23 protein-coding genes and 1 riboswitch are annotated in these 24,543 nt (G+C 59.4%); of the genes, 13 read left to right on the top strand and 10 right to left on the bottom strand.

The annotated features are described in order from the left end of the window. Nucleotides 1–61: 61 nt before the first annotated feature. A riboswitch (cobalamin riboswitch) is annotated at nucleotides 62–460 on the bottom strand. 181 nt (nucleotides 461–641) lie between these two features. After that, entirely contained in the window at nucleotides 642–2,438 is a 1,797-nt protein-coding gene (locus ACYJRZ_RS03855) for a chloride channel protein (RefSeq protein WP_459456243.1), read from the top strand. On the opposite strand, the gene ACYJRZ_RS03850 is transcribed toward ACYJRZ_RS03855, so the two are convergent. Both ACYJRZ_RS03850 and ACYJRZ_RS03845 read right to left on the bottom strand, forming a co-directional pair. Beyond that, nucleotides 2,435–3,889, bottom strand: coding sequence for a cobyric acid synthase (locus tag ACYJRZ_RS03850; protein WP_459456241.1), 1,455 nt, complete (start codon nucleotides 3,887–3,889; stop codon nucleotides 2,435–2,437). The genes ACYJRZ_RS03855 and ACYJRZ_RS03850 overlap by 4 nt on opposite strands. Next, nucleotides 3,886–4,308 (bottom strand): hypothetical protein, encoded by a 423-nt coding sequence (locus ACYJRZ_RS03845; protein ID WP_459456239.1) that lies wholly within the window; start codon nucleotides 4,306–4,308, stop codon nucleotides 3,886–3,888. The genes ACYJRZ_RS03850 and ACYJRZ_RS03845 overlap by 4 nt, the downstream gene beginning before the upstream one ends. 769 nt (nucleotides 4,309–5,077) lie before the next feature. On the opposite strand from ACYJRZ_RS03845, the gene ACYJRZ_RS03840 reads away from it, so the two are divergent. The 4 genes from ACYJRZ_RS03840 (at nucleotide 5,078) to bmt (ending at nucleotide 9,460) form a co-directional block, all read left to right on the top strand. Continuing rightward, nucleotides 5,078–6,076: an ABC transporter substrate-binding protein gene (locus ACYJRZ_RS03840; RefSeq protein ID WP_459456237.1), complete on the top strand. Its 999-nt coding sequence runs from the start codon at nucleotides 5,078–5,080 to the stop codon at nucleotides 6,074–6,076. A 247-nt stretch (nucleotides 6,077–6,323) separates the two neighbouring features. Next, nucleotides 6,324–7,235, top strand: coding sequence for an ABC transporter permease (locus tag ACYJRZ_RS03835; protein ID WP_459456235.1), 912 nt, complete (start codon nucleotides 6,324–6,326; stop codon nucleotides 7,233–7,235). Next, on the top strand, nucleotides 7,228–8,280 hold the full coding sequence (locus ACYJRZ_RS03830) for a quaternary amine ABC transporter ATP-binding protein (protein ID WP_459456233.1): 1,053 nt from the start codon (nucleotides 7,228–7,230) through the stop codon (nucleotides 8,278–8,280). The genes ACYJRZ_RS03835 and ACYJRZ_RS03830 overlap by 8 nt, the downstream gene beginning before the upstream one ends. Nucleotides 8,281–8,446: 166 nt before the next feature. Next, nucleotides 8,447–9,460, top strand: a complete 1,014-nt coding sequence (bmt, locus tag ACYJRZ_RS03825; RefSeq protein WP_459456231.1) for a betaine--homocysteine S-methyltransferase — start codon at nucleotides 8,447–8,449, stop codon at nucleotides 9,458–9,460. 121 nt (nucleotides 9,461–9,581) lie between these two features. Here bmt and glf read toward each other — a convergent pair whose 3' ends face one another. The 6 genes from glf to ACYJRZ_RS03795 form a co-directional block, all read right to left on the bottom strand. After that, entirely contained in the window at nucleotides 9,582–10,757 is a 1,176-nt protein-coding gene (glf, locus tag ACYJRZ_RS03820; RefSeq protein WP_459456229.1) for a UDP-galactopyranose mutase, read from the bottom strand. Between the two features lie 36 nt (nucleotides 10,758–10,793). Further along, complete coding sequence (locus tag ACYJRZ_RS03815) at nucleotides 10,794–11,768, bottom strand: hypothetical protein (RefSeq protein ID WP_459456227.1); 975 nt, start codon at nucleotides 11,766–11,768, stop codon at nucleotides 10,794–10,796. 81 nt (nucleotides 11,769–11,849) lie between these two features. After that, a complete protein-coding gene (locus ACYJRZ_RS03810; RefSeq protein ID WP_459456225.1) occupies nucleotides 11,850–12,782 on the bottom strand; it encodes a CgeB family protein in 933 nt (310 codons plus the stop codon). Between the two features lie 132 nt (nucleotides 12,783–12,914). Further along, the gene (locus ACYJRZ_RS03805) at nucleotides 12,915–13,661 is read right to left on the bottom strand and encodes a phosphodiester glycosidase family protein (protein WP_459456223.1); all 747 of its coding nucleotides are present in this window, start codon (nucleotides 13,659–13,661) and stop codon (nucleotides 12,915–12,917) included. Between the two features lie 65 nt (nucleotides 13,662–13,726). Next, nucleotides 13,727–14,419 (bottom strand): ferredoxin, encoded by a 693-nt coding sequence (locus ACYJRZ_RS03800; RefSeq protein WP_459456221.1) that lies wholly within the window; start codon nucleotides 14,417–14,419, stop codon nucleotides 13,727–13,729. Nucleotides 14,420–14,520: 101 nt separating this feature from the next. Next, nucleotides 14,521–16,101 carry a trimethylamine methyltransferase family protein gene (locus ACYJRZ_RS03795; protein ID WP_459456219.1) on the bottom strand — a complete coding sequence of 527 codons (1,581 nt, stop codon included), beginning with the start codon at nucleotides 16,099–16,101 and terminating at the stop codon, nucleotides 14,521–14,523. 257 nt (nucleotides 16,102–16,358) lie between these two features. On the opposite strand from ACYJRZ_RS03795, the gene ACYJRZ_RS03790 reads away from it, so the two are divergent. Next, complete coding sequence (locus ACYJRZ_RS03790; RefSeq protein WP_459456217.1) at nucleotides 16,359–17,060, top strand: corrinoid protein; 702 nt, start codon at nucleotides 16,359–16,361, stop codon at nucleotides 17,058–17,060. 66 nt (nucleotides 17,061–17,126) lie between these two features. Here ACYJRZ_RS03790 and ACYJRZ_RS03785 read toward each other — a convergent pair whose 3' ends face one another. Continuing rightward, entirely contained in the window at nucleotides 17,127–17,285 is a 159-nt protein-coding gene (locus ACYJRZ_RS03785; RefSeq protein WP_113333012.1) for an entericidin domain-containing protein, read from the bottom strand. Between the two features lie 19 nt (nucleotides 17,286–17,304). Between ACYJRZ_RS03785 and ACYJRZ_RS03780 the strand changes: the two genes are divergently transcribed. From ACYJRZ_RS03780 to ACYJRZ_RS03750, 7 genes are all read left to right on the top strand, one after another. Next, a complete protein-coding gene (locus ACYJRZ_RS03780; protein ID WP_459456214.1) occupies nucleotides 17,305–17,943 on the top strand; it encodes a DUF1638 domain-containing protein in 639 nt (212 codons plus the stop codon). Between the two features lie 234 nt (nucleotides 17,944–18,177). Further along, nucleotides 18,178–18,480: a virulence factor gene (locus tag ACYJRZ_RS03775; RefSeq protein ID WP_095435163.1), complete on the top strand. Its 303-nt coding sequence runs from the start codon at nucleotides 18,178–18,180 to the stop codon at nucleotides 18,478–18,480. Next, nucleotides 18,473–19,051: a methylenetetrahydrofolate reductase C-terminal domain-containing protein gene (locus ACYJRZ_RS03770; protein ID WP_459456212.1), complete on the top strand. Its 579-nt coding sequence runs from the start codon at nucleotides 18,473–18,475 to the stop codon at nucleotides 19,049–19,051. Before ACYJRZ_RS03775 ends, ACYJRZ_RS03770 begins: the two co-directional genes overlap by 8 nt. Nucleotides 19,052–19,054: 3 nt before the next feature. After that, the gene (locus ACYJRZ_RS03765; RefSeq protein WP_459456210.1) at nucleotides 19,055–20,161 is read left to right on the top strand and encodes a methylenetetrahydrofolate reductase; all 1,107 of its coding nucleotides are present in this window, start codon (nucleotides 19,055–19,057) and stop codon (nucleotides 20,159–20,161) included. Between the two features lie 103 nt (nucleotides 20,162–20,264). Beyond that, nucleotides 20,265–21,233 carry a methyltetrahydrofolate cobalamin methyltransferase gene (locus ACYJRZ_RS03760; protein ID WP_459456208.1) on the top strand — a complete coding sequence of 323 codons (969 nt, stop codon included), beginning with the start codon at nucleotides 20,265–20,267 and terminating at the stop codon, nucleotides 21,231–21,233. 1 nt (nucleotide 21,234) lies between these two features. Further along, entirely contained in the window at nucleotides 21,235–21,564 is a 330-nt protein-coding gene (locus tag ACYJRZ_RS03755; RefSeq protein ID WP_459456206.1) for a hypothetical protein, read from the top strand. A 54-nt stretch (nucleotides 21,565–21,618) separates the two neighbouring features. After that, complete coding sequence (locus ACYJRZ_RS03750; protein ID WP_459456931.1) at nucleotides 21,619–23,619, top strand: ASKHA domain-containing protein; 2,001 nt, start codon at nucleotides 21,619–21,621, stop codon at nucleotides 23,617–23,619. Between the two features lie 18 nt (nucleotides 23,620–23,637). On the opposite strand, the gene ACYJRZ_RS03745 is transcribed toward ACYJRZ_RS03750, so the two are convergent. Then, complete coding sequence (locus ACYJRZ_RS03745; protein WP_015340229.1) at nucleotides 23,638–24,537, bottom strand: LysR family transcriptional regulator; 900 nt, start codon at nucleotides 24,535–24,537, stop codon at nucleotides 23,638–23,640. Between the last annotated feature and the right edge of the window lie 6 nt (nucleotides 24,538–24,543).

Here is a 24,543-nt window from a genome sequence, read left to right as displayed (position 1 = left end):
ACTCGTCTTGCGCCATGACAACCTCCGTGCTGGCAGCGGAACTCGCGTCCCAAAACAGGCTCTGCGCCCGGCACGCATGGCAGGTCTCCTGGCTCGCGGATAAGGCGCCGCGACGGGGGCGGACCGAAACCGGTCGCCCCCGATCGTGCGCCAGCGGGTCTTTCTCGCCTTCCCGGCAATGCATCATGAAAAGGCGGACGATTCGTAGAATAAGAGGCGTCCAGCCCCGGTTGATCATGACGCCACACCAGTGGCTTTTTCGATTTGAGCTTCCCCTGCCCCGTTCGCCCCATGCGCACCATCGACGGGATTGGCTTCAAACCGAATGAAAGACCCTGACCGCTCTACAGTCGCGGGGTCGGCTGTGATGAGAACGCCCGGATTGGGTCCGTCCCGTCACATTCCCTTTTCATCCCATGCGGCAGATCGCCGCTTAGGAACCATTCGTTATGCCGGTAATGATTAGGCTTTCACATACGTCAAGTCAATCAAGGGCATGGATGCGGCCTGCGTCATCCTGATTGCGAAATCGGCTGAAAATTCTCACAAAGCCAGCGGCTTTTTTGCCGTATTTCTTTGATGTTAGGAGCTTATAGAGGGTAAGCTCTCACATTCGAGTAAAAACGTATCGTCCGCTCCTCATGCTGCAGAAATTCCAACCGCGACGCCTTGGCGTCTTCTCGGCCCTGTTCGATCTCGGTCGCTTCAGGGCATTGCTGCGTCGTGGCGAATTGGGTCTTGTTTTCGCCGGCGCGCTGGCGGGAATAGCATCCGGCTGCGCCGTAACCGCGATGAGCTATATCTCGCGCAAGCTTCACAGCTTCATCTACGGCATAACCGATTACGAACGCCTGAGTTCGGCGGCGGTGGCAATTCAGGACAAATCCGTATTATTCATCGCACCGATCGCAGGCGGCATCATTCTCGGCGTCCTGCTCTACATATTATCGCGCACGCGCAAAAAGCCGATGGTCGACCCGATCGAAGCCAATGCGCTGCACGGCGGCCGCATGTCGCTGACCGACAGTATCATCGTGGCCGTGCAGAATCTGATCTCGAACGGATTCGGCGCCTCTGTCGGGCTCGAAGCAGGCTACACGCAGATCGCTGCCGGCATTGCCTCCAAATTCGGCTACAAGATGCAGATGCGCCGCGCGGACCTGCGCATGCTCGTCGGCTGCGGCGCGGCCGGCGCCATTGCCGCTGCATTCAATGCGCCACTCACCGGCGCTTTCTACGCATTCGAGCTGATCATCGGCAGCTATTCGATCGTCACCCTCACACCCGTCGTTGTCTCGGCGCTGATATCGACCATGATCGCAAGACTGCTCGCCGGCGACGATTTTGCCATCGATATCGATCATTTCGGCGCGATCGTTCCGGCGGATTATCTTCCTGCCATCCTGCTCGGCGCCTTCTGTGCCGGTATCGGCATCCTGATCATGCAGGGCGTCGCATGGGTCGAGGAACTGGCGCGCAAAAGCTCCATCGCGCCGCCCTTCCGCCCCGCGCTTGGCGGCTTGGTCGTCGGAACATTGGCGCTAATCTCGCCACAGGTTCTGTCTGCTGGCCATGGCGCTCTGCATCTTAACCTTTCGACCGATGTGACGCTGGGCGCACTTGTCGGCGTCTTCATCCTGAAATCGCTGGCATCTGCGGTTTCGATCGGCTCCGGCTTCAGAGGCGGCCTCTTCTTTGCCTCCCTGTTCATGGGTGCGCTGCTTGGTAAGATCTTCGCCTATTGCGCACCCTATTTCGATCATGCCACGCTTACGCCGGCCGTCTATGCAGTCGTCGGCATGAGCTCGCTCGCCGTCGCGATCATCGGTGGACCGCTGACGATGACCTTCCTGGCGCTGGAAATCACCGGGGATTTCCCGATCACCGCCCTAGTTCTGGCGGCCGTCATCACCTCCTCGCTGGTGGTGCGCACGACCTTCGGCTACTCCTTCGCCACATGGCGCTTCCACTTGCGCGGCGAGAGCATCCGCAGCGCTCACGATGTCGGCTGGATCCGCAATCTGACCGTCGCCCGCATGATGCGCCCCGATGTGCATATGGCCAGCATCGACATGAGCATTGAGGACTTCCGCAAGAATTTCCCGATCGGTTCGGCGCAGCGCGTCATCTTGGTCGACAAGAACGAGAAATATTCCGGAATGGTGGTCGTGCCCGATGTCTATGCGAGCCCGATCGAAAAGGACGACGAGGAACACGGCCTGTCCGATTTCATCCGGCTGCGCAACGAGTTCCTGCAGCCGCAAATGAACGCCAAGCAGGCAGCCGCCATGTTCGAACAGACAAAGAGCGAAGCGCTCGTCGTGGTCAACGACCTGATCGAACGCAAGGTTATCGGCCTGCTGACGGAGAGCTATACGCTGCGTCGCTACAGCGAAGAACTCGACCGCCGCAGACGGGAGGTCTCCGGCGAACTTTAGCTGATCAGGCTGTCAAGCCAGGCAGGATCGAGCACAGCTTCCAGCTCTGCCGCAACGTCGTCCAGTGCTGCGTCGACACTGGCGCGATAGTTCATGCGCTCGCCGGAAAGGCCGAAGCTTGCCAGCAGTTTTGCCCGGTAAGCATCACTGCCGAAGAGCCCATGCAGATATGTGCCCATGACGCGGCCATCCGGCGATACCGCTCCATCGGGCCGTCCATCGATCATCGTTGATGGCCGTTCGCAGTCCGGGCCTCGTGTCACGCCAAGATGGATTTCATAGCCCGATAGCGGCACGTCATATTCCCTGGAGATGGCAGTGCTGTTGCGCACGGTCTTTTCCGGCGCCATCTCCGTCTCGACATCCAGCAGACCCAATCCGGGCGTTTCGATTACCGATCCTTCGATACCAAGTGGATCATGGACGATATGGCCGAGCATCTGATAGCCGCCGCAAATACCGATGACGCGGCCGCCGCGACGCACATGAGCGGCAATATCGCGATCCCACCCTTGTTCGCGCAGATCCAACAGGTCGCCGATCGTAGACTTGGAACCGGGCAATACGACAAGCCCCGCATCCGCAGGCAAACGCTCCCCAGCGCGGACGAAGACCAGATCGACATCTGGTTCAGCCCGCAGCGGATCGAGGTCGTCGAAATTGGCGATGCGCGACAGCACGGGTACGGCGACCTTGAGCGCGCCAGAGGAACCTCGAACAAGTCGCTCCAATACGACCGAATCCTCCGCAGGTAGACGTGCCGCCGCCTTCAGCCAGGGCACGACACCATGGCATTGCCAGCCTGTGAAACTGCCAATCGCCTCTATGCCCTCACCAAACAGTGAGACATCGCCGCGGAACTTGTTGATCAGATAGCCCCGGATCATCCTCCGGTCTTCCTCCGGCAAGACGTGATATGTGCCGACCAGTGACGCGATCACACCGCCGCGGTCTATGTCGCCGATCAGCACGACGGGGACATTGGCGCGTGTCGCAAAACCCATATTGGCGATGTCGCCGCGCCGAAGATTGATCTCGGCGGGCGAACCCGCCCCCTCGACGATCACGAGATCGGTTCCTGCGCGCATGGTGGCGAAGCTTTCGAGCACTGCGCCGAGCAATTGCGGCTTGAGCGCTTGATAGTCCCTGCCCTTGGCCTGTCCCCAGACCTTGCCCTGCACGATGATCTGGCTGCCGGTTTCCGATTGCGGCTTCAACAGCACCGGATTCATATGAACCGACGAGGGAACGCGCGACGCCAGCGACTGCAGCCATTGAGCGCGTCCGATCTCGCCGCCATCTTCCGCAACGGCAGCATTGTTCGACATGTTCTGCGGCTTGAAGGGGCGCACCCTTACACCCCTGTTTGCGAACAGACGGCACAAGCCCGCGACCAATACCGTTTTTCCGACATCGGAGCCGGTTCCCTGCAGCATGATCGCTCTCGTCATTCCCATTCCCTCGATATGCTACAGCCATTGAAAACGCTGGATTTCGCCTTGATTTTGCCGCGATCTCCACCCTCATAGCCCACCGCCACGATACAAAAATGCATCACACTCCAACATGCTCCGTTTGCGACATGGGATGACGATTTCATCCATTGTGAGTTACGCAAAGGAGGATTATCTGCATCGTGAAAACAAACAACGAAACCGGCCGGTCCGGGTCGGAGGATACCCCAATGCTTTTCATCTTCAACAGACAGAATTCCATCCAGATCGCCTGGAATGGCAAACTTCCGGCTCATCGCCCCGAGAGCCGCCTGCAGCAGCTCGATACGCGCTTCGGCACGGTTGGCTTTATCCGCACCTATAATGTTGGCTGACTGCGCGTCAAGCTGCCAAGCCGACACATGAGAAGCCGCCATGCGACAGCATCGGCGGCTTTATTATTGGTTTATTGGCGGGATCGGAGCCAATTTCCGCTTCCACAAATGACTGCCCCATAATGGCACTCTTATAAACGCGAAAACCGCGCGATCCGGAGATCCACGCGGTTTGCCAAAAACGCCGGCTTCCCTGCACAAACACCGCAAGGTTCGCTTTCCCGGTACGCTATACCTGATCCCGGGAAGCAGCGGTTTGTCCCCCGCCACGCATCAATTGATAAACCGACATCGTTACCGGAGGGTTATTAAGTGCTTAAATTAGAGTGAATCGGAAAATTTTTTGAAAATTTTCCCCGTTGCGTTGAGAAGTCGCAAACGACGCAAATCGGATATAAAACGTCTTTCAGGGACGCGATATTTGAGTGCTATTCAAATCCGCCTGGGCGGCTGGGCCCTGTAGAAGCATGTGATGGACGTTTTGCAGCCACGAATGGCAGAAAACAGGCTAATTCAGGTGCTTATTTAAGCTTCTCCAAGAGGCACGATAACGTCCATCGGCCGACGGGCTGTTGATTTCTTCATCCAAATCCTTACGCTGCCTGATGTCGATGCAAAGAATGCCCGGCCGAGACATAGTTCCGCGGTCGCAAAAAGACCAAATGCATGACAGCAGCAAAGGGGACCGTACCGGCGTCGTCAGCGGCGTGTGAACGGTTGCAATTAGACCGCGCTGACAGGGGGATCGACAGAAATCGAACGCGTTAGAGTCGATTTCCGCAACGTAACGAAAAATTGGGAGACGATATCAATGAAGAAGCTTCTCGCTTCAGCCATCTTCGCATTCGGCGCCTATGCTTTGGCTGGCTCGGCGCACGCCGCAGATTGCGGCAGCGTATCCATTGCTGAAATGAACTGGGCATCCGCAGGCGTTGCCGCGCAGGTCGACAAGTTGATCCTGCAGAACGGTTACGGCTGCAATGTCACCCTGGTGACTGGCGATACACAGCCGACCTTTGCCTCCATGAACGAAAAAGGCCAGCCTGACGTCGCACCAGAGCTTTGGGTCAACGCCGTGCGCACCGCGCTCGACAAGGCCGTATCCGAAGGCCGCCTGATCGTGGCCGCGCCGCTTCTGAGCGATGGCGGCGTCGAAGGCTGGTGGATTCCGAAGTTCGTCGCCGACGCACATCCGGACATCAAGACCGTTCAGGACGCCCTCAAGCATCCCGAGCTCTTTCCTGCCCCGGAAGATCCCTCGAAGGGCGCCGTTTATGACTGCCCGGCGGGCTGGAACTGCCAGATATCCACGACCAACCTCTACAAGGCTCTCGGCGCCGATAAGCTTGGCTTCACCCTTGTTGATACCGGCTCCGCTGCAGGTCTCGACGGTTCGATTGCCAACGCCTTTGAAAAGAAGACCGGCTGGCTCGGCTACTACTGGGCGCCGACCGCAATCCTCGGCAAATACGACATGGTTCGTCTGAGCTTCAACGTGCCGCACGACAAGAAGGAATGGGATGCCTGCACGTCACAGCAGGATTGCGCCAGTCCGAAGGTGAACTCCTATCCGGTTTCGGACGTCTATACCGTCGTAACCAAGGACTTTGCCGCAAAGGCCGGCATCGCCATGGACTACATGAAAACCCGCAAATGGGATAACGCCACGGTCGGCAAGGTTCTCGCCTGGATGACCGACAATCAGGGTACGAACGAGGACGGCGCCAAGTACTTCCTCAAGACCTACCCCGACATGTGGACCAAGTGGGTCGCGCCGGACGTCGCCACCAAGATCAAGGCTTCGCTCTGATCCATGTTGCTTCATCGGCGGCGGCTTCGTGCCTGCCGCCGATTTCATATTCGCGCAGAACGACCCAAACGACGCTCATACCGACGGTGCGGCAAGGCGCAAGGTCGCAACGAGTGCAGATTGATGGTGGCGAATATAGTAAGAATGCAAGGGCAGCCTGAAGAACCGGTCGCAGCGCTGCAAGCCATCCACGCGTGAAGGCCACACGCGCGGAGCAGGACAAAACCGGACCAAGAAGGGGAAATACATGGCTATCCAGTGTACGATCCTGCCGAATGTGCTCTGCAACTTTCCGGCAATAGACGAATCGATCATCCGTCTCGCACGCAAGAATATCGATGACGGCTTCAGGGCTTCCGTGCGCGCCTACGGCACTCTCATCGACGCCATCGTGCAGCCGCTGCAATGGTTTCTGAACTATCTCGAATGGGCCTTCACCAATACGCCCTGGTTCATCGTACTCATCGTCATGATGATCGTCGTCTATGCCGCAAGCCGCAACCTTAGAATCGTTGCCGGCACAGCGATCTCCATGATCCTCATCGGTGTCTTCGGCCTCTGGACCGACACGATGGTCACCCTCGCCATGGTTACGGTCTGCACGCTCATCGCCATCGTCATCGGCCTACCGATCGGCATATTAATGGCGCGTTCCGACCGCCTGCAAGCGGTCGTTAATCCGATCCTCGACGTTATGCAGACCATGCCGAGTTTCGTCTATCTCATTCCCGTCGTCGTCATCTTCGGCATTGGCAAGGTGCCAGGCCTCATTGCCGTGGTCATTTATGCCGTGCCGCCGATGATCCGCCTGACCAATCTCGGCATCCGCCTGGTGGACAAGGAGGTGCTGGAAGCCGCTGACGCCTTCGGGTCGTCGCATCGCCAGAAACTGTTCAACGTGCAGATCCCCCTCGCGCTGCCCACCATCATGGCCGGTATCAACCAGACCATCATGATGTCGCTCGCCATGGTCGTTGTCGCCTCCATGGTCGGCGTCGGTGGCCTCGGCAAGAACACGCTGCAGGCGATCAATAATCAGTTCTTCACCGTCGGCTTCCTGAACGGTTTCGCACTGGTCGCCATCGCCATTATTTTCGACCGTACGAGCCAGGCTTATGGCAGACGGCTCCAGAAGCACTCGGAGGTCATCCATGGCTAGTCACGCGATCCAGATCAAAAGCCTGTATAAGATTTTCGGTCCTCGCGGACGCGATTATATCGATCAAGTCAAGAACGGCTTGGGCAAAGCCGAGCTCAATGAAACGCATGGGCATGTGCTCGGCCTGCAGGATATCAACATCGACATGCCCGCCGGCGCCATCACTGTCGTCATGGGCCTGTCCGGCTCGGGCAAATCGACGTTAATCCGCCATATCAACCGGCTGATCGAGCCGACGGTCGGCGAAGTGCTCTATGACGGCGTCGACGTCTGCAAGATGAACGAAAACGACCTGCGCGAATTCCGCCGCCACAAGACGGCGATGGTGTTCCAGAAATTCGCGCTGCTGCCGCATCGAACCGTCATCGAGAACACGATCTACGGCCTGGATATCCAAGGCGTGCCGCGCTCCGAGAGCGAAAAGAAGGGCCAGTATTGGATCGAACGCGTCGGGCTGAAGGGCTTTGAGAGGCACTATCCGAACCAGCTTTCCGGCGGCATGCAGCAGCGCGTCGGCCTTGCCCGTGCGCTGACGAACGATGCCGACATCCTGCTGATGGACGAGGCCTATTCGGCGCTCGATCCCCTGATCCGCGTGGATATGCAGACGGTGCTGCTCGATCTGCAGAAGGAATTGAAGAAGACTGTCGTCTTCATCACCCACGATCTCGACGAGGCGCTGCGCCTTGGCGACAAGATCGCGATCCTGCGCGACGGCAAGGTCGTGCAGCAGGGCACAGGCCAGGAGATCGTGCTGCAACCTGCCGACGACTATATCACGGCCTTCGTGAAAGAAGTGAACCGCGGCCGCGTCATCCAGGCCCAGACGATCATGAAGCCGCTTGCCGGCGAGCCGGGCGGCGCGCGCGTGCCCGGCGACATGACGCTGGAAGTCGCCGCCAAGCAGATCACCGAGGCGGGGCAGACAGGAGCCCTCGTCACGGATGCGAGCGGCAAGCCAATCGGCACGATCGATCTGCAAAGCATCATCGCCGCCATGGTCACGCCCACGACACACGACACGGCAGAAATGGCAGCAGCCTGACGGCGCGATTTTCATCGCAAGTGACAAAGCGCCCTTGCCGGGGCGCTTTTTCTGTCTTGCTGCCGTGTCGACATATGGGCCAGCCATCTTGTCGTTGTATTCACATAAAGAAATGTTTATATCTGCATTTGACACTCTTTAGAGCCGCCGCATCCGAGGACACACTATGACCGTCGCCACCAATCCCTTGACTGACCTGCTTGCTGAAAAAGGCGTACTGCTTGCCGACGGCGCAACCGGCACGAACCTCTTTGCCATGGGCCTGGAGGCCGGCGAAGCGCCCGAGCTCTGGAACGAGCAGCATCCCGACCGGATCACGAAGCTGCATCAGGATTTCGTCGATGCCGGCGCCGACATCATCCTCACCAACACCTTCGGTGGCACGCGCCATCGCCTCAAGCTCCACAATGCGCAGGATCGCGTGCATAGCCTCAACAAGACGGCGGCTGAGATCGCTCGCGCCGTTGCCGACAAGGCCGACCGCAAGGTCATCGTCGGCGGTTCCGTCGGACCGACGGGCGAACTGCTGGTCCCGCTCGGCGCCTTGACCTATGAAGATGCCGTCGCTGCCTTCGTCGAGCAGATGGAAGGCCTGCAGGCGGGTGGTGCAGATGTCGCCTGGATCGAAACCATGTCATCGCCGGAAGAAATCCGGGCTGCAGCAGAAGCCGCCGCCAAGGTCGGCCTGCCCTACACCTATACCGGCTCGTTCGACACGGCCGGCAAGACCATGATGGGCCTGCATCCGAAGGATATTCATGCCGTCGCCACCGATATCGGCGCAGGCCCGCTCGCCGTCGGCGCCAATTGCGGCGTCGGCGCTTCCGACATCCTCTCCAGCCTTCTCGACATGACTGAAGCGGATGCTTCCGCGATCGTCATCGTCAAGGGCAATTGCGGCATTCCCGAATATCGCGGCGCCGAAATCCATTATTCCGGCACGCCGCCGCTGATGGCCGATTATGCCCGCCTTGCCCGCGATGCCGGCGCCAAGATCATCGGCGGCTGCTGCGGCACCTCCTGCGGCCACTTGGCCGCCATGCGGGAGGCGCTGGACAGCTATGTTCCTGGCACTCGCCCGACGCTGGAGACGATTATCGAGCGGATTGGCCCTCTGCGTAACAAGACGGCCAACGAAGGCGGCGCCGCTCCCGCGCGTGAACGTCGCAGACGTGGATAAAGTAATCTAAGGGAAGCCCGATAACCGGGCTTCCACCTGAGGATCGGGTATTCTCGCCATGAACCTTGTTTGGCACTGCCGATAGATACGCGCCAAATACCGGCGTGCACCGGGCAATTGCCTATCTCTCACCGCCGATAGCGCGGCCTTCGGCGAAATGCGGAACGATTCGGTTGTCGAAGGCCTTCAAGGCAGCCCCGATGGCCTGGTGCATGTCGAGATATCGGTAGGTGCCGAGCCTCCCGCCGAAATGGACATTCGCCTCCGCCTCGGCCCGCTCGCGATAGCGCAGGAAGATTTCCTTGTCCTGACGCGTGTCGATTGGATAATAAGGTTCATCGACGCGCTTCGCCGATCGTGAATATTCCCGCACAATAACCGTCTTTTCGGTCTGGTAGCTTCGCTCGGGGTTGAAATGACGAAACTCGAGAATACGCGTGTAGGGGATTGTTTCATCGGCATAATTCATGACGGCCATCCCCTGGAAATCGCCGGTGTCCAGCGTCTCCTTTTCGAAGTCGATGGTACGCCAGCCCAACTCACCTTCGGAATAGTCGAAGTAGCGGTCGATCGGGCCGGTGTAGACGATCGGGAGACCGGCCGGCAGCGTTGATTTCAGCGAGAAGAAATCGACGCCCAGGGCAATCTGGATTCTCGGGTGCTTCAACATCCTCTCGAAGATCGCCGTATAACCGTCGACCGGCAGGCCCTCATGCTTGTCGTTGAAATAGCGATTGTCGAAGGTATAGCGGACGGGCAGACGCGTAATGATGTGTTCGGGCAGGTCACGCGGATCCGTTTGCCACTGCTTCGCCGTATAGCCGCGGATAAACGCCTCATACAAGGGCCGCCCGATCAGAGAAATCGCCTTCTCTTCGAGGTTTGCCGGATGACGACCGGCCATTTCCCCCGCGTGGTCCGCAATCAGTGCCCTCGCCTGGTCGGGTGAAAGGCGTCGATTGAAGAATTGCGAGATCGTGCCGAGGTTGATCGGCATCGAATAGACCTGATCGCGATAGGTCGAATAGACACGATGCTTGTAATCGGTGAATGCGGTGAACCTGTTGAGATAGGTCCAGACCACTTCGTTCGGCGTATGAAAAAGATGCGCGCCATAGCGGTGAACCTCGATACCGGTCTCGCTGTCGAACTCGCTATAGGCATTGCCGCCGATATGTTTCCGGCGGTCGATCAGAAGCACGTTCTTTTGCAGCTCGTTGGCCACCCGCTCCGCGAGCGTCGCGCCATAAAAGCCGGCGCCAACCACAAGCAAGTCAACATCGGCGAAATTGATCATGATCGCGAGACCAACCTTCTTGCCGCCAACTTTCGATCAGACCTGCCCGAATACACTGAAGACCTCCAATTCGAACTTTGTCTCTTCGACGGCTATAGAGCGCCGATAGATACCGAAATCCTCGAACCTCTCCGGGAAATTCTGGATCACGTCATCGATCGCTCTTGAAATCTCGTGCGTTCTTTGGGGATGATTGCCGAACTTGTATTTGGCCGGAATGGGCAAATCCTCGAAATTGTTGGCCGAGCCGTTCCGGCCGGTGATCACGCAGCATCCGAGGAGCGCCGCTTCGCGCGGCATGCGATCCTTGCCGGCATGTGGACCAAAGTCGACGTAAAGCTTGGCTTGCGCCATGTTTTGATGGACTTCCGTCGGCGACATCTTGCTGAGGATCTTGAATTCATATTGCGGAGACATGGTCGCCAGTTGGCGCCCGAAGGCCTCGGCCTTATTGTTGAACAAAACCAGATCGCGCCGCTGCTGAATCGGCTGTGGCGTCACGTTGTTTGCCAGCGTGGTAAAATCCGAGATCCGCAAGACATCGCTGAAGCCCAAAATACTGAGCTGCGCCGTGGCATAAGAGGATTGCGACAGCATCTTGCAGTCGTTCGCCAGAAGGAACGGCACGCCGCCCAACGGCATCAGATGTCCCATGCCGTAATCGAAACTCAGCCACCAATAGGCTTTAGTCGCCTTCTTGAAGAGTGGAATCAGATGCGGCCATATCTCCGGAAACACCACGATCGCGTTTTCGTTATCGATGATATAGTCCGAGCTTTCGGTCGCGTAGGCCCGATACTGCGGATGAACGGCATTCTCGTATTCCCGAAATACCATTGTGGTTTCGCCATCAGGGGACGGCATCAGGGAGTGATCGGAACCGTTGGTATAGACCATCCTGGCGCTGCGCCCGATTTTGGTCAGCCTTGCGCAGAGTTGGTGAAGGGCTTCCGGCCCGCCCGTCATATGATTCGGTGGGCAGAGGATGTAGATCGTTTCATTTCCAGTCATAGTCGCAGTCCGCCTTCACATGTCGTTTGCCGATCCACCCGCCACAGGCGCCCGGTTCGCCGCCAAAATGCTCAAAAAAACCTAGCCGCCCCTCGCCATCAAAGCGGAAAGGATAGTCGCCTGCTGGCGCTCGCACATGAGGCCGAAGCCGCGGCTCGCAATTGCCGACCGTCTCTCGTCGTCACGAACGAGTTCGATGCAGGTTTCGACAAGCCGATCATAATTGCAAAATGCCATTCCCTCGGCAAAAGCAGCCACTTCCGGGTCATGGATATTGCCCTCGCTGACGACACAGGCACCGTTGGCAAGCAGGAAGGAAACGCGGCAAATCTCGAAGATCGCGGCGTCGAAATGATGCACGTTGAGGACGACTTTGGAGCGCCCGATGAAGGCGTCGCGCTCGGTGCCGTAAACACCGAACAGGTGAACGAGGTTAAGCCCGCTTGCCTGCAGCGCCATCAGCACATTCTTGCGGCGCTCATTGACCGAGCCATAAAATAGAATGTCGATATCCTTCACCGGCGCTTGGGGCACACGCGTCAGATGCCCGTTGTATCCCACATCGAGAATTTCGGCGGGAACGCCGAACCTGGCCAACCCCTGGCGATTACGCTCGCTGTAATCGAGCACGGCGAATTTCTTGAGCAGTCCGAGATACCGATGATTGATCCAACTGCTTTCAGCCGAGACCTGCTCCATATTCACGATGATGCTCTCAGGTGGCAGCCATTGCGCTGCGACCGACGGCAGCAAATTTGCGCCGTAAACGATCGGCACCCGTCCGTTCCACTCTCGAGGATCGGTAACCAGAGGCGCACTGCCGCCGAGTTCGGCAAAGGCGTAGTGAAGACCGAGGGCAACATCCTCGAAAGCGCGGCTGTGAACGTAGCCCTCTGGGCTGACGATCCAAATGCAGTGCCGATCCTTGTGATGCTCCCAACCGAAAGGAAAGGCTGGCAGGGCGTGTTCCGCGCCATCCGATGCGACAGTCTGTTTCTCCGCTTGCGCGTGCATGTTGATCCTTCTCGAAGACTCGCTGGAACCCCTCGCTTGAAAACTGCGCGATGGGCCTTGCTCAAACCTTGCGAGGCTGAGGGCTGGTGAAGAGCTTCGGGAATGCGTCCTGCCTCTATGTGGACGCCGCACTCAGCCCGGCAGCATCTCCGTCACCGCGATGATCGGACCGAGTGGAAAGAGGCTGTCGCGCCTTTGCCATTCCGGTATGTCGACGCTGGAAATGCTGCCGTCGAGAAACAGCGCGTTCGGGCAGTTCAGATCGTCGCGAAACAGCGTCGCAAAATCATGGAAACGTACCGGGCCATCGGAAATCGCAAACACGACCAGCCCATCGACGGTGACGCCGACACCATTTCTGGTCTTGAGACTGGTGCTGTCGGCCAAAAATGACGGATGGAGCTTGCCGTCGATGACGAGCATCGGGCCGGACTGGGTCGCGTAGAATGGCTTGGTGCCGGAAGCAGCGAAGACCTTGCTTTCCACGATCTCCGCCTTGCCTTTGTCGACATAGAAAACTCCGTTCGGCAAGAGATGGAAATTACCCCAGCCCTTGTTGGTGTTGATCGCCTTTACCTCGCGCCCGTTTTCAATGAAGAGACCGACGGGAGACTGATCGTCCAGATACATGCCGCCGTTCATGGCAAAGCGCACATAGACCCGGTCCTGGCGCAGATCCATTTCCAGCGCCCGGAACGAGCCGTAGGGCTTACCCTTGTGATCATTTTGGAAAATCTGGATGTCGTAACGGGCCGGATCGAAGGTGCAAACGGTGTAGCCGTCGCCGAGATGCTGAACCTTCCGGCAATCTTCGCCGGCCGAGGCGGAGGCGGCAAAGGCAAGAACGGCAAGGATGAGCGTCAATCGAATCAAGCGCATAGCTCCGCATCAATAGCACAGGCGCTAAAACGCATCGCAATGCGGCGAAACAAGGAACGCTAGGGCTAAAGCTGGAGTGCCGCCATATGGAATGCAAGCTGCTCGGCGGGATATCGATAGCCGGCCCCGACGGGACAGGCATTGCGTGCGAGGCAGCCGCCGACCATGCAGCCGACCCACCCCTCTGGCGTGCGCAAATGCGAGCGGCAGCCCTGAACATCGAAATCCACTGTCCTCACGGCCGCTACCGGACAAGCAGTGACACAGGGCTTCTCGACACATGTATCGCATGGGTGCTGGGAAAATGTCGGAAGGGTGTCGTTCTCAATGGCTTGCGTAAATCCCAATGCACCGCGATAGCCGTGCCACAAGCCATAAACGGGATGGATCAAGATACCGAGCGGCGATGCCTTCAAGCCTTCGGCCTGCATGGCCCAGCGCTGGAACGGCTGCCACGGGGGATCCGAAGGAAAATAGGCCGTGGCCCCTAAGCTGCTTGCGATCGGCAGAATGACTGTCTTCGACCAGTCGTCGAGCGGGTCGGACCGGCTGGCATTTTCAGGCAATTGCCGCCAGCGCGAGAACGGTGACCAGATCGAGCCGCCGATATTACCAAGCAGGACTACGCTCCGCGCCGCCACGCCATCGGCCAATAGCGGCCCTTCACCTTCGCCGAAGGAGACCACGCCTCGAACGAAAACTCCGTGGACGCCGAGCGCCGCACGGAGCTGTTCGAGTATAACAGGGCCGCGGCTCATCGTGGCCCCTTATATTCATAGTGCGGCCGCCAGACTTCCTTCTGGATCAGGTCGGCAACGCGCGTCGCACCGCCTTGCTCCCTGGCGGCCTCGGGCTCTCTTCAGGTGAAGGCGTCCGGCATCGAGTCCTTGCGCTTCTGGATATAGGCGAGCAGAGCCTCGTCGATGGCTGGATCGAGCGGCGGCGCTTCGTAGTGATCGAGCCAGGAGCGACAAAGCGCGTTGGCGCGCTGCTCGATGCGCTTCTGGCCTTCGATCTCCCACTGCTCGAAGGAATTGTTGTCGGCGAGCGGCGAGCGATAGAAGGCGGACTGGAAATTCGCCTGAGTATGGCCGCAGCCCAGATAATGGCTACCGGGGCCAACTTCGCGGATGGCATCCAGCGCTTGGCCATTGTCGGAGAGATCGATACCTTCAGCCATCTTCTGCATCATGCCGAGCTGGTCCTGGTCGATCATGAACTTCTCGTAGGAGGAGACGAGACCACCCTCGAGCCAGCCCGCCGCATGCAGCACGAAATTCGTGCCCGCGAGCAGCGTCATGTTGAGCGTATTGGCAGATTCATGCGCGGCCTGCGCATCCGGCACCTTCGAAGCGCAGAGCGAGCCGCCGGTACGGAACGGCAGACCGAGACGGCGGGCAAGCTGTGCCGCGCCATAGGAAACCAGCGACGGCTCCGGCGTGCCGAAAGTCGGCGCGCCGGACTGCATCGAGATCGATGCTGCGAAGGTGCCGAACAGGACCGGCGAGCCCTTACGGATCAGCTGCGTGAAGGAAGCTCCGGCCAGCACCTCGGCGAGAATCTGCGTCAGCGTGCCTGCGACAGTCACAGGGCTCATCGCGCCCGAGAGGATGAAGGGCGAAACGACCGAGGCCTGATTGTGCCGCGCATAAACCTTCAAGGCGCCGAGCATGGTCTCGTCGAATACCATCGGCGAATTGGCATTGATGAGGTTCAGCGTCACGCAATTGTTTTCAACGAAATCGTCGCCGAACACGATCTTTGCCATCGCGATGGTGTCTTCGGCGCGTTCCGGCGCGGTGACCGAGCCCATGAATGGCTTGTCGGAATATTTGATATGGCTATAGACCATATCGAGATGGCGCTTGTTGACCGGGATATCGACAGGCTCGCAGACCGTGCCGCCGGACGAATGCATCGACGGCGCCATATAGGCGAGCTTCACGAAATTGCGAAAATCCTCGATCGTCGCATAGCGACGGTTGCCCTCGAGATCGCGCACGAAGGGCGGGCCGTATACGGGCGCAAAGATTGTCGCCTTGCCGCCGACATGGGCATTGCGGGCGCTGTTGCGGGCATGCCAGGTGAATTCCTTCGGCGCCGTCTTCAGAAGCTCGCGGCAAAGACCCTTCGGAAAATGCACGCGCTGACCGCGTACGTCGGCACCGGCTTCCTTCCAGAGCGCCAGAGCTTCCGCATCGTCGCGAAACTCGATGCCGATTTCCTCCAGAACCGTGTCGGCATTGCGTTCGATGAGCTGCAGACCCTCCTCGTCAAGCACTTCATAGACGCCGATCTTACGGGTGATATAAGGGAGCGAAGGACCCGGCCCGCCGCCGCTGCGCGAAGCACGCCGCGCTGCCGCGCCCCTGCCCTCGCTGCGCGAACGCCGTCCACCGCCATCATTGCCTGCAGCCGGTTGCTCAATCATATCGTCCATGATGTTTCCTCACTCCTGCGCATGGATGCGTCTATCAGGCCCCATGCTACCCGATTCCGCCAAGCGGACGTTCCTTAATGCGCCAGCAATTAGCATAGGACAGACATGGGCTGCCAATATCAACTGTTCTTCGTCCGTCGCGATTGTTCCGTGCGACGTCGCATTCAAAAAGAGTTTTGGCGGCCTTCCGGTCTATCCGTAATGGCGGCAGTGTTTTATACAAGCCTCTGATGCTGCACGAAAATGGGATGGAGCGCATGTCTGACGACGAAATCATTCTCTCGGAACTTTCTGATGAAGAGCTCGTGCAGCAGATGCATGACGACCTGTATGACGGCTTGAAGGAAGAAATCGAGGAAGCCACCAATATCCTTCTGGAGCGTGGCTGGGCGCCTTATGATGTTCTGACTCAAGCGCTGGTCGAAGGCATGCGCATCGTCGGCATCGACTTCCGCGACGGCATTCTCTTCGTTCCGGAAGTGCTGCTTTCGGCCAATGCGATGAAGGCCGGCATGTCGATCTTGCGGCCGCTTCTGGCGCAGACCGGCGCCCCGAAGCTCGGTAAGATGGTGATCGGCACCGTCAAGGGCGACATTCACGACATCGGCAAGAACCTCGTCGGCATGATGATGGAGGGCGCTGGTTTCGACGTCATTGACCTCGGGATCAACAACCCAGTCGAAAATTATCTTGACGCCATCGAGCGCGAACAACCCGACATTCTCGGCATGTCGGCGCTGCTGACCACGACGATGCCCTACATGAAGGTCGTCATCGATACGCTGAAGGAAAAGGGCCTCCGTGACGATTACGTCGTGCTCGTCGGCGGCGCGCCACTGAACGAGGAATTCGGCAAGGCCGTCGGTGCGGACGCTTATTGCCGCGACGCCGCCGTGGCGGTGGAGACTGCCAAGGAATTCATGAAGCGGAAGCACAACAGCCTGGCTGCCGGCGCTTGATTGCAAGAAACTGAGGGCCAGCGACAATCAACGGGTTGTCGCCGGCACATCGGCATCCCAAATCAGCTATTGAGCCGCCTTCTTGACGGTATGACCAGCGTCCTCCGTCGCGTGGACTGCGTTTGCAGTATCTCTGCCCACGCCGCGTATGGTATTGGCGCAAGAGGCAAGCACCATGAGAACGACGCAGGCGGTGGCAATTTTCGTAAGTGTCGGTGCAGTCATGATTGGGAACCCCCTCTGAGTGGATATCGATCAAAAAAATGCGGAGAAGAACCCTCCGCGCGATAAACGCACACAAACCCAAAAAGTTCATGTGATTGCGTGCGGCGCAATCGCGCGCGAAATACTAGCGATCACCAGAATAAACGGGCTCGATCACATCGATCTTCACTGTCTTCCCGCGATCTATCATTCCTATCCGCAGAAGATCGCACCAGCCCTGGAAGAGGCTATTGCCGATGCCCGCTCCCGGGGCTTCGAGAAGATCTTCATCGGCTATGCCGATTGCGGCACCGGCGGCGATATCGACAGGATCTGCGAGCGTGAGGGAATAGAGCGTCTGTCCGGCCCGCACTGCTATTCCTTCTTTACGGGCAACGAGGCTTTCGCGGCGCGTGACGATGACATCACCTCGTTTTTCCTGACCGACTTCCTGGCTCGCCAGTTCGAATCCTTCGTCGTCGTCCCACTGGGCTTGGATCGTCATCCCGAGCTGCGCGACATGTATTTCGGCAATTATCGCAAGGTGGTCTACCTTTCGCAGGAAGAGGATCCCGCCTTGCAGGCGAAGGCGAAGGAAGCCGCAGCCTATCTCGGCCTGACCTATGAATATCGCTTCACCGGTTACGGCGACCTTGCCCGCGAACTATCGGTCGTCTGATCGCGATGCCTTGTCGTTTCCTGGTGGCTGCTTCTTTGTCGCCACCGACATGCTGGACGAGCAAGGCACATTCAATCACAGTTCGAACCCGGAATTTCAAAGGAAAATGCCCGTTGAGAACGCTTGCGGACAAGCTTTTCATGCGGCGTCGCTTTTCGGCATGTGGCGCGTCGTGGCGAGCGCAGTCCCATGATCAGGCGGCGTGCATTCTGATGTGAAGAGGAGATTTTGTGCATGGCGGATCGCATTGTCGTCTACTGGCGGGACATTCCGGCCCAGGTGATTATCAAAAAGGGCAGGCAGACGGCAAAACGCGAGCTTTCGCTGCGCTTTACCGAGGCGATCGATATGTGTGCCATGCGCACGGGCGCCGCCGAAACCGACGACTATCTCGCCGAATGGCGCAAGGCGGATCCGGTGCCAGTATCCGACGATCTCGAAGCTGAAGCAGACAAGGCCGCGAGCGAGCTCGAGGCCGCTTATGATCGCGAACGGCTGGTGGCGCTGGTGAAATCCGGAGGGCGCGACAATGGCTGATGCCGTTCAGAAGCCCGGCAATGCCGCCGCGGGCGCAAAGGCGGCCAGCGGCGCCTATACGCCAGCCGGCGTCTCACCCAACCGCCGTGCCCGGCGCAAATATACGGTCCGGCTCTGGGCCGTCCGTCACTCGCGCTTCTTGGAATGGTTCTACCGTCGTTTTGCCGACGCTTTCCTACTGCTTCATCCGCTATGGAAGGCACTCGGCTATGACCGCGTGGAGCGCCCGATCACCGTCATTGAGCGCAATGTGAAGGGCTTCCTGTTCGATTGCCGCATGTGCGGCCAGTGCGCACTGTCGTCGACGGGCATGTCCTGTCCGATGAACTGTCCCAAGCAGCTGCGCAACGGCCCGTGCGGCGGCGTTCGCGCCAACGGCAATTGCGAAGTGGAGCCCGATATGCCCTGCGTCTGGGTACAGGCCTGGAACGGCTCGAGGAACATGACCCATGGGGACGCGATCCTCAATGTGCAGAAGCCCGTGAACCAGTCGCTGCGCGAAACATCTTCGTGGCTTCGCGTCACGGCGGAGGCCGCCGCAGCCCGCGAAGCGGCGAAAAAGGAAGCCTGAGCGATGTCGCATATCGATGAAAACCCGCTTGGCGTCCACCTGCCGCTCGATCCTCTGCCCGGCCACTCCTCGCTCGGGCGGCTGGAGCGCGTGCTTCGCCGCGGCGAGTTTGCAGTGACTGCCGAACTCAACCCGCCCGACAGCGCCAATGCCGAAGACGTCTACGAGCGCGCGGCCATTTTCGAGGGCTGGGTTGACGGTATCAACGCCGTCGATGCTTCGGGCGCCAACTGCCATATGTCTTCGGTCGGGATTTGCGCACTGCTGACACGCATGGGCTATGCGCCCATCATGCAGATCGCCTGCCGCGACAAGAACCGCATCGCCATTCAGGGCGACGTGCTGGGCGCGGCTGCCATGGGCGTGTGCAACATCATGTGCCTGACCGGCGACGGCGTACAGGCGGGCGACCAGCCCGGCGCCAAGCCGGTCTTCGATCTCGATTGCATGTCCCTGCTCGAAACCGTGCGTATCATGCGCGACAATGCCAAATTCCTCTCCGGGCGCAAGCTGACCTCGCCGCCGAAGGTTTTTCTCGGCGCCGCCATCAACCCCTTCGCACCGCCTTATGATTTCCGGCCCTACCGGCTGGCGAAGAAGATCGAGGCGGGCGCGCAGTTCGTCCAGAGCCAGTATTGCTACGACGTGCCGATGTTCCGCGAATACATGAAGAAGGTGCGCGACCTCGGCCTCACCGAAAAATGCTTCATTCTCGTCGGCGTCGGCCCGCTCGCCTCGGCAAAGACCGCTCGCTGGATGCGCTCGAACGTGCCGGGCGTCCATATTCCCGATGAGGTCATCAAGCGCATTGAGGGCGCGCAGGACCAGAAGAAGGAAGGCAAGCAGCTCTGCATCGACATCATCAACGAGGTGAAGGAGATCGAGGGCGTTTCCGGCATCCACGTCATGGCCTACCGGCAGGAAGAATATGTTGCCGAAATGGTGCATGATTCCGGCGTGTTGAAGGGCCGTCAGCCATGGAAACGCGAGGCAAACCGCACAGATGTGCTGGTTGCCGAACGACTGCACCAGATCAGCGAAGGCAGGGAAGAAAACCAGCAGGCGATGGCGGAAATCGCCGCCCACCATACGCCGCCGCAGGCACATTGAATTCAAGACGATAGAAGCGGGCCAGGAGAGAAACCGACCGGCTTGTAACCCAGATCACCGCACGATAGACCAGCTATCGGGCCAACTGACCAGAGGATCAGACATGACGCGTACCATCGTTGCCTCCGCCACCCGCGAGATCATCATAGGCTTCGACCAGCCCTTCTGCGTGATCGGCGAACGCATCAATCCTACGGGACGCAAGAAGCTCGCCGCCGAGATGATCGAAGGCAATTTCGACACCGTCATCAAGGACGCGCTGGAGCAAGTGTCTGCCGGTGCCACCATGCTCGACGTCAATGCGGGCGTCACTTCGGTCAACCCGAACGAGACCGAGCCAGGCCTCCTCGTGCAGACCTTGGAGATCGTGCAGGGTCTGGTCGACGTACCGCTTTCGATCGACAGCTCGGTCACGGCGGCGATCGAAGCCGCACTCAAGGTTGCCAAGGGCCGGCCTCTGGTCAATTCGGTGACCGGCGAAGAGGAAAAGCTCGAAGCCATCCTGCCGCTTGTCAAGAAATACGACGTGCCCGTCGTCGCCATCTCGAACGACGAGACTGGGATTTCCATGGATCCGGACGTGCGTTTCGCTGTCGCCAAGAAGATCGTCGAGCGTGCCATGGATCATGGCATCAAGCCTGAAGACATCGTCGTCGACCCGCTCGTCATGCCGATCGGCGCGCTCGGCGACGCCGGCCGTCAGGTTTTCGCGCTGCTGCACCGCCTGCGCAACGAGCTGAAGGTCAACACGACCTGCGGCCTTTCCAATATCTCCTTCGGCCTGCCGCATCGCCACGGCATCAACGCCGGTTTCATCCCGATGGTCATCGGCGCGGGCATGACCTCGGCGATCATGAACCCCTGCCGTCCGCAGGAAATGGAAGCGGTGCGCGCCGCCAACGTGCTGAACGGCACAGATGCCAATTGCACCAACTGGATTATGACCTATCGCGATTACAAGCCGGCAGAAGGCGGCGCTGCAGCTGCCGCAGCAACGGCAGCCCCTGCCGCCGGCGGTGGACGTCGCGGTGGACGTGCTGCGCGCGCCGGTGCAGGAGCAGCGAGGGAATAAGATGGCATCCGGTCGCGACCTCTCCAACGATCTTGCAACGCTCTGGCTGCAGGCGCCTGTCGTGATCGCGATACGCATGCAGCAGATGTGGATGGACGCGCTAGCCGGCGGCGTGAACGCGGCCGAAATGAACCGGATGATCTCAGAGAAGATGATGGCTGCGGCGGAAAGCGCCGTTGCCGTCAACGCAGCAATGGTGCAACAGGGTTTCGCGGCTCTAACGGCCGCAGGCGCGACAAGCAAGCGCAGCATCGCCGATGCTGTCGCTCACGCCGCGATAAAACCCTATAGCAGGCGTGTTCGCTCGAACGTGCGCCGCCTTAGCAAATAGAAAGGCTGATCCGTGGCCGAAGCCAGCGACAGCGCCAAACCCCTCGTCCTTTTCATGCCATCAGGCAAGCGCGGCCACTTCCCCGTGGGAACGCCCGTGCTGGAGGCAGCCCGTCAGCTCGGAGTCTATGTCGAGAGCGTCTGTGGCGGTCGGGCCACCTGCGGACGCTGCCAAGTTTCCGTGCAGGAAGGCAATTTCGCCAAGCACAAGATCGTCTCCTCCAACGATCACCTTTCGCCGATCGGGCCGAAGGAAAAGCGCTATGCCGAAGTGCGCGAGCTGCCTGAAGGCCGCCGTCTCTCCTGCTCCGCTTTGATCCAGGGCGATCTCGTCATCGACGTGCCGCAGGATACCGTCATCAATGCGCAGGTCGTGCGCAAGGCAGCCGACGAACGCGTCATCGCACGCGATCCGGCCGTGCATATGTGCTACGTCGAGGTCGAGGAGCCCGATATGCACAAGCCGCTTGGCGATCTGGATCGCCTGAAGGCGGCAATCGCGGCGGATTGGAAATACGACAATCTCGAAGTGGATTTTCACCTCATTCCGCAGGTGCAGTCGATCCTGCGCAAGGGCGAATGGAAGGTGACGGCTGCCATTCATCGTGATCAGGATAGCGAGCGCCCTCGCCTCATTGCGCTCTATCCCGATCTGAAGAACGAAGCTTACGGCATTGCCTGCGATATCGGTTCGACGACGATCGCCATGCATCTGTCATCGCTACTGTCGGGCAGGACCGTTGCTTCGGCCGGCGCCTCCAATCCGCAGATCCGCTTCGGCGAAGATCTGATGAGCCGCGTCTCCTATGTGATGATGAACCCGGATGGCCGCGAGGCGATGACCAACGCCGTCCGCGAAGCCTTGAACGGCCTGATCGACAAGGTCTGCGCCGATGGCGGCGTGTCGCGCCAGGATATTCTGAACGCCGTCTTCGTCGGCAACCCGATCATGCATCACCTTTTCCTCGGCATCGACCCGACGGAGCTCGGCGGCGCCCCCTTCGCGCTAGCCGTATCCGGGGCCGTGCATCTGAAATCGGCCGAGATCGGCCTGCCGATGAATACAGGCACGCGCATCTACATGCTGCCCTGCATCGCCGGCCATGTCGGCGCCGATGCTGCTGCCGCGACGCTCGCCGAAGGACCGCATCGCCAGGATGAGATGATGCTGTTGGTCGATATCGGCACCAATGCCGAGATCGTGCTCGGCAATCGTCACCGCGTCGTCGCCGCCTCTTCGCCGACCGGCCCGGCTTTCGAAGGTGCGGAGATTTCCAGCGGCCAGCGTGCGGCACCCGGCGCCATCGAACGGGTGCGCATCGATCCCGTCACTCTGGAGCCGCGCTATCGCGTGATCGGCATCGAACCGTGGTCGGATGAGCCGGGCTTCGAAGAAGCCGCCGCCAAGGTCGGTGTCACCGGCATCTGCGGCTCGGCCATCATCGAGGTCGTCGCCGAAATGTTCCTCACTGGCATCATTTCGGAAGACGGCGTCGTCGATGGCTCGATGGCGACGCGCTCGCCACGCATCCTCCAGAACGGCCGAACCTATTCCTATCTACTGCGCGATGGCGAACCGCGCATCACGGTCACCCAAAACGATATCCGCGCCATTCAGCTTGCCAAGGCAGCGCTTTATGCCGGCGTCAAGCTGCTAATGGATAAGCAGGGCATCGATCATGTCGACCGCATCGGCCTTGCCGGCGCCTTCGGCACCTTCATCGATCCGAAATATGCGATGGTGCTTGGGCTCATTCCCGACTGTGAACTCGACAAGGTCAAGGCCGTGGGTAACGCCGCCGGCACCGGCGCGCGCATGGCACTGCTCAATCGCGGCCACCGCCGCGAGATCGAGGAAACCGTTAGGAAAATCGAGAAGATAGAGACGGCGCTTGAATCAAAGTTTCAGGAGCATTTCGTCTACGCCATGGCTATGCCGAACAAGGTAGATGCCTTCCCGGAACTCTCCAAGGTCGTGACCTTGCCGGAGCGTAAGCAGATATCCGACGATGGCGGAGAAGGCGGCGGCCGCAGGCGTCGCCGCAGCCGCGAGTAAAAAGTGACTGGCCGCGGTTCACGCGGCCATTTTGCGTCCGATCTCGACAAAAGCCTGGCGAATACTGTCTGCCACCGCCTTCATCGGTCCGGTCATCTGCGACGCCGTCAGCAGACGGATGTCGAAGGACGTCAGTTCCGGCAGTCCTTCGTTCGGCCCGAGGATTTCCATATCATCGGTAATGTAGGAGCGCGGGAACGGCGCGACCGCGAGATCGGAGACGATAGCGGCGCGCTGCGCCATCGTATGGGCACTGAGATAGGAAACGCGATAAGCGCGTTTCTGCCGCTCCAGCTGCGCCATAGCCTCCGACCGCCAGATGCAGCCTTCCTCCCAGATGGAAATCGGCAGCGGATCGCGGCGATAGGCCGTGCCGCACTTGGCGCCAGCCCAGACGAGACGCTCCGTATAGATAACCTCTCCCTCGGTCGGGAAAGGCCGCGTCGCGCAATTGATCAGCGCGAGGTCCAGCCGCTGCTCCTCGATGCGCTTCTTCAGCTGGATGCTCATATCGACAACGACATCGACCATGATGCCCGGATAAGTCTCCGAGAAGCTTTTGAGGATGGTCGGCAGCAGGCGCTCGCCTATATCGTCAGGTGCGCCAAGCCGCACCACGCCGCTGAGCTCGGGCATGATGAAGCGCGAAACCGCCTCGTTGGAGAGCGCCAGTATATTGCGCGCATAGGAAAGCAGCATCTCGCCATGCTGCGTCAGGCTCACAGAACGCGCATCGCGGAGGAACAGCGTAACGCCGAGCTGCTCTTCCAGCTTCTTGATCTGCATGGAAACAGCCGATGGCGTGCGAAAGACTGCGTCAGCCGCAGTCGAAAAATTCCCCGTTTCGGCAATCGCGACAAAGGTACGCAGAACTTCATTGTCAAGCAACGGTATGGGCCGGCGGAACGGTACGGTCATATCGAT

It is taken from the genome of Rhizobium sp. No.120, assembly GCF_054558365.1.
This window is presented reverse-complemented; position numbering and strand designations above follow the sequence as displayed.

Coding starts and splice junctions, on each gene's coding strand:
- ACYJRZ_RS03855 (WP_459456243.1), top strand. CDS start 642: ATGCTGCAGAAATTCCAACCGCGACGCCTTGGCGTCTTCTCGGCCCTG.
- ACYJRZ_RS03850 (WP_459456241.1), bottom strand. CDS start 3,889: ATGACGAGAGCGATCATGCTGCAGGGAACCGGCTCCGATGTCGGAAAA.
- ACYJRZ_RS03845 (WP_459456239.1), bottom strand. CDS start 4,308: ATGGCGGCTTCTCATGTGTCGGCTTGGCAGCTTGACGCGCAGTCAGCC.
- ACYJRZ_RS03840 (WP_459456237.1), top strand. CDS start 5,078: ATGAAGAAGCTTCTCGCTTCAGCCATCTTCGCATTCGGCGCCTATGCT.
- ACYJRZ_RS03835 (WP_459456235.1), top strand. CDS start 6,324: ATGGCTATCCAGTGTACGATCCTGCCGAATGTGCTCTGCAACTTTCCG.
- ACYJRZ_RS03830 (WP_459456233.1), top strand. CDS start 7,228: ATGGCTAGTCACGCGATCCAGATCAAAAGCCTGTATAAGATTTTCGGT.
- bmt (WP_459456231.1), top strand. CDS start 8,447: ATGACCGTCGCCACCAATCCCTTGACTGACCTGCTTGCTGAAAAAGGC.
- glf (WP_459456229.1), bottom strand. CDS start 10,757: ATGATCAATTTCGCCGATGTTGACTTGCTTGTGGTTGGCGCCGGCTTT.
- ACYJRZ_RS03815 (WP_459456227.1), bottom strand. CDS start 11,768: ATGACTGGAAATGAAACGATCTACATCCTCTGCCCACCGAATCATATG.
- ACYJRZ_RS03810 (WP_459456225.1), bottom strand. CDS start 12,782: ATGCACGCGCAAGCGGAGAAACAGACTGTCGCATCGGATGGCGCGGAA.
- ACYJRZ_RS03805 (WP_459456223.1), bottom strand. CDS start 13,661: ATGCGCTTGATTCGATTGACGCTCATCCTTGCCGTTCTTGCCTTTGCC.
- ACYJRZ_RS03800 (WP_459456221.1), bottom strand. CDS start 14,419: ATGAGCCGCGGCCCTGTTATACTCGAACAGCTCCGTGCGGCGCTCGGC.
- ACYJRZ_RS03795 (WP_459456219.1), bottom strand. CDS start 16,101: ATGGACGATATGATTGAGCAACCGGCTGCAGGCAATGATGGCGGTGGA.
- ACYJRZ_RS03790 (WP_459456217.1), top strand. CDS start 16,359: ATGTCTGACGACGAAATCATTCTCTCGGAACTTTCTGATGAAGAGCTC.
- ACYJRZ_RS03785 (WP_113333012.1), bottom strand. CDS start 17,285: ATGACTGCACCGACACTTACGAAAATTGCCACCGCCTGCGTCGTTCTC.
- ACYJRZ_RS03775 (WP_095435163.1), top strand. CDS start 18,178: ATGGCGGATCGCATTGTCGTCTACTGGCGGGACATTCCGGCCCAGGTG.
- ACYJRZ_RS03770 (WP_459456212.1), top strand. CDS start 18,473: ATGGCTGATGCCGTTCAGAAGCCCGGCAATGCCGCCGCGGGCGCAAAG.
- ACYJRZ_RS03765 (WP_459456210.1), top strand. CDS start 19,055: ATGTCGCATATCGATGAAAACCCGCTTGGCGTCCACCTGCCGCTCGAT.
- ACYJRZ_RS03760 (WP_459456208.1), top strand. CDS start 20,265: ATGACGCGTACCATCGTTGCCTCCGCCACCCGCGAGATCATCATAGGC.
- ACYJRZ_RS03755 (WP_459456206.1), top strand. CDS start 21,235: ATGGCATCCGGTCGCGACCTCTCCAACGATCTTGCAACGCTCTGGCTG.
- ACYJRZ_RS03750 (WP_459456931.1), top strand. CDS start 21,619: ATGCCATCAGGCAAGCGCGGCCACTTCCCCGTGGGAACGCCCGTGCTG.
- ACYJRZ_RS03745 (WP_015340229.1), bottom strand. CDS start 24,537: ATGACCGTACCGTTCCGCCGGCCCATACCGTTGCTTGACAATGAAGTT.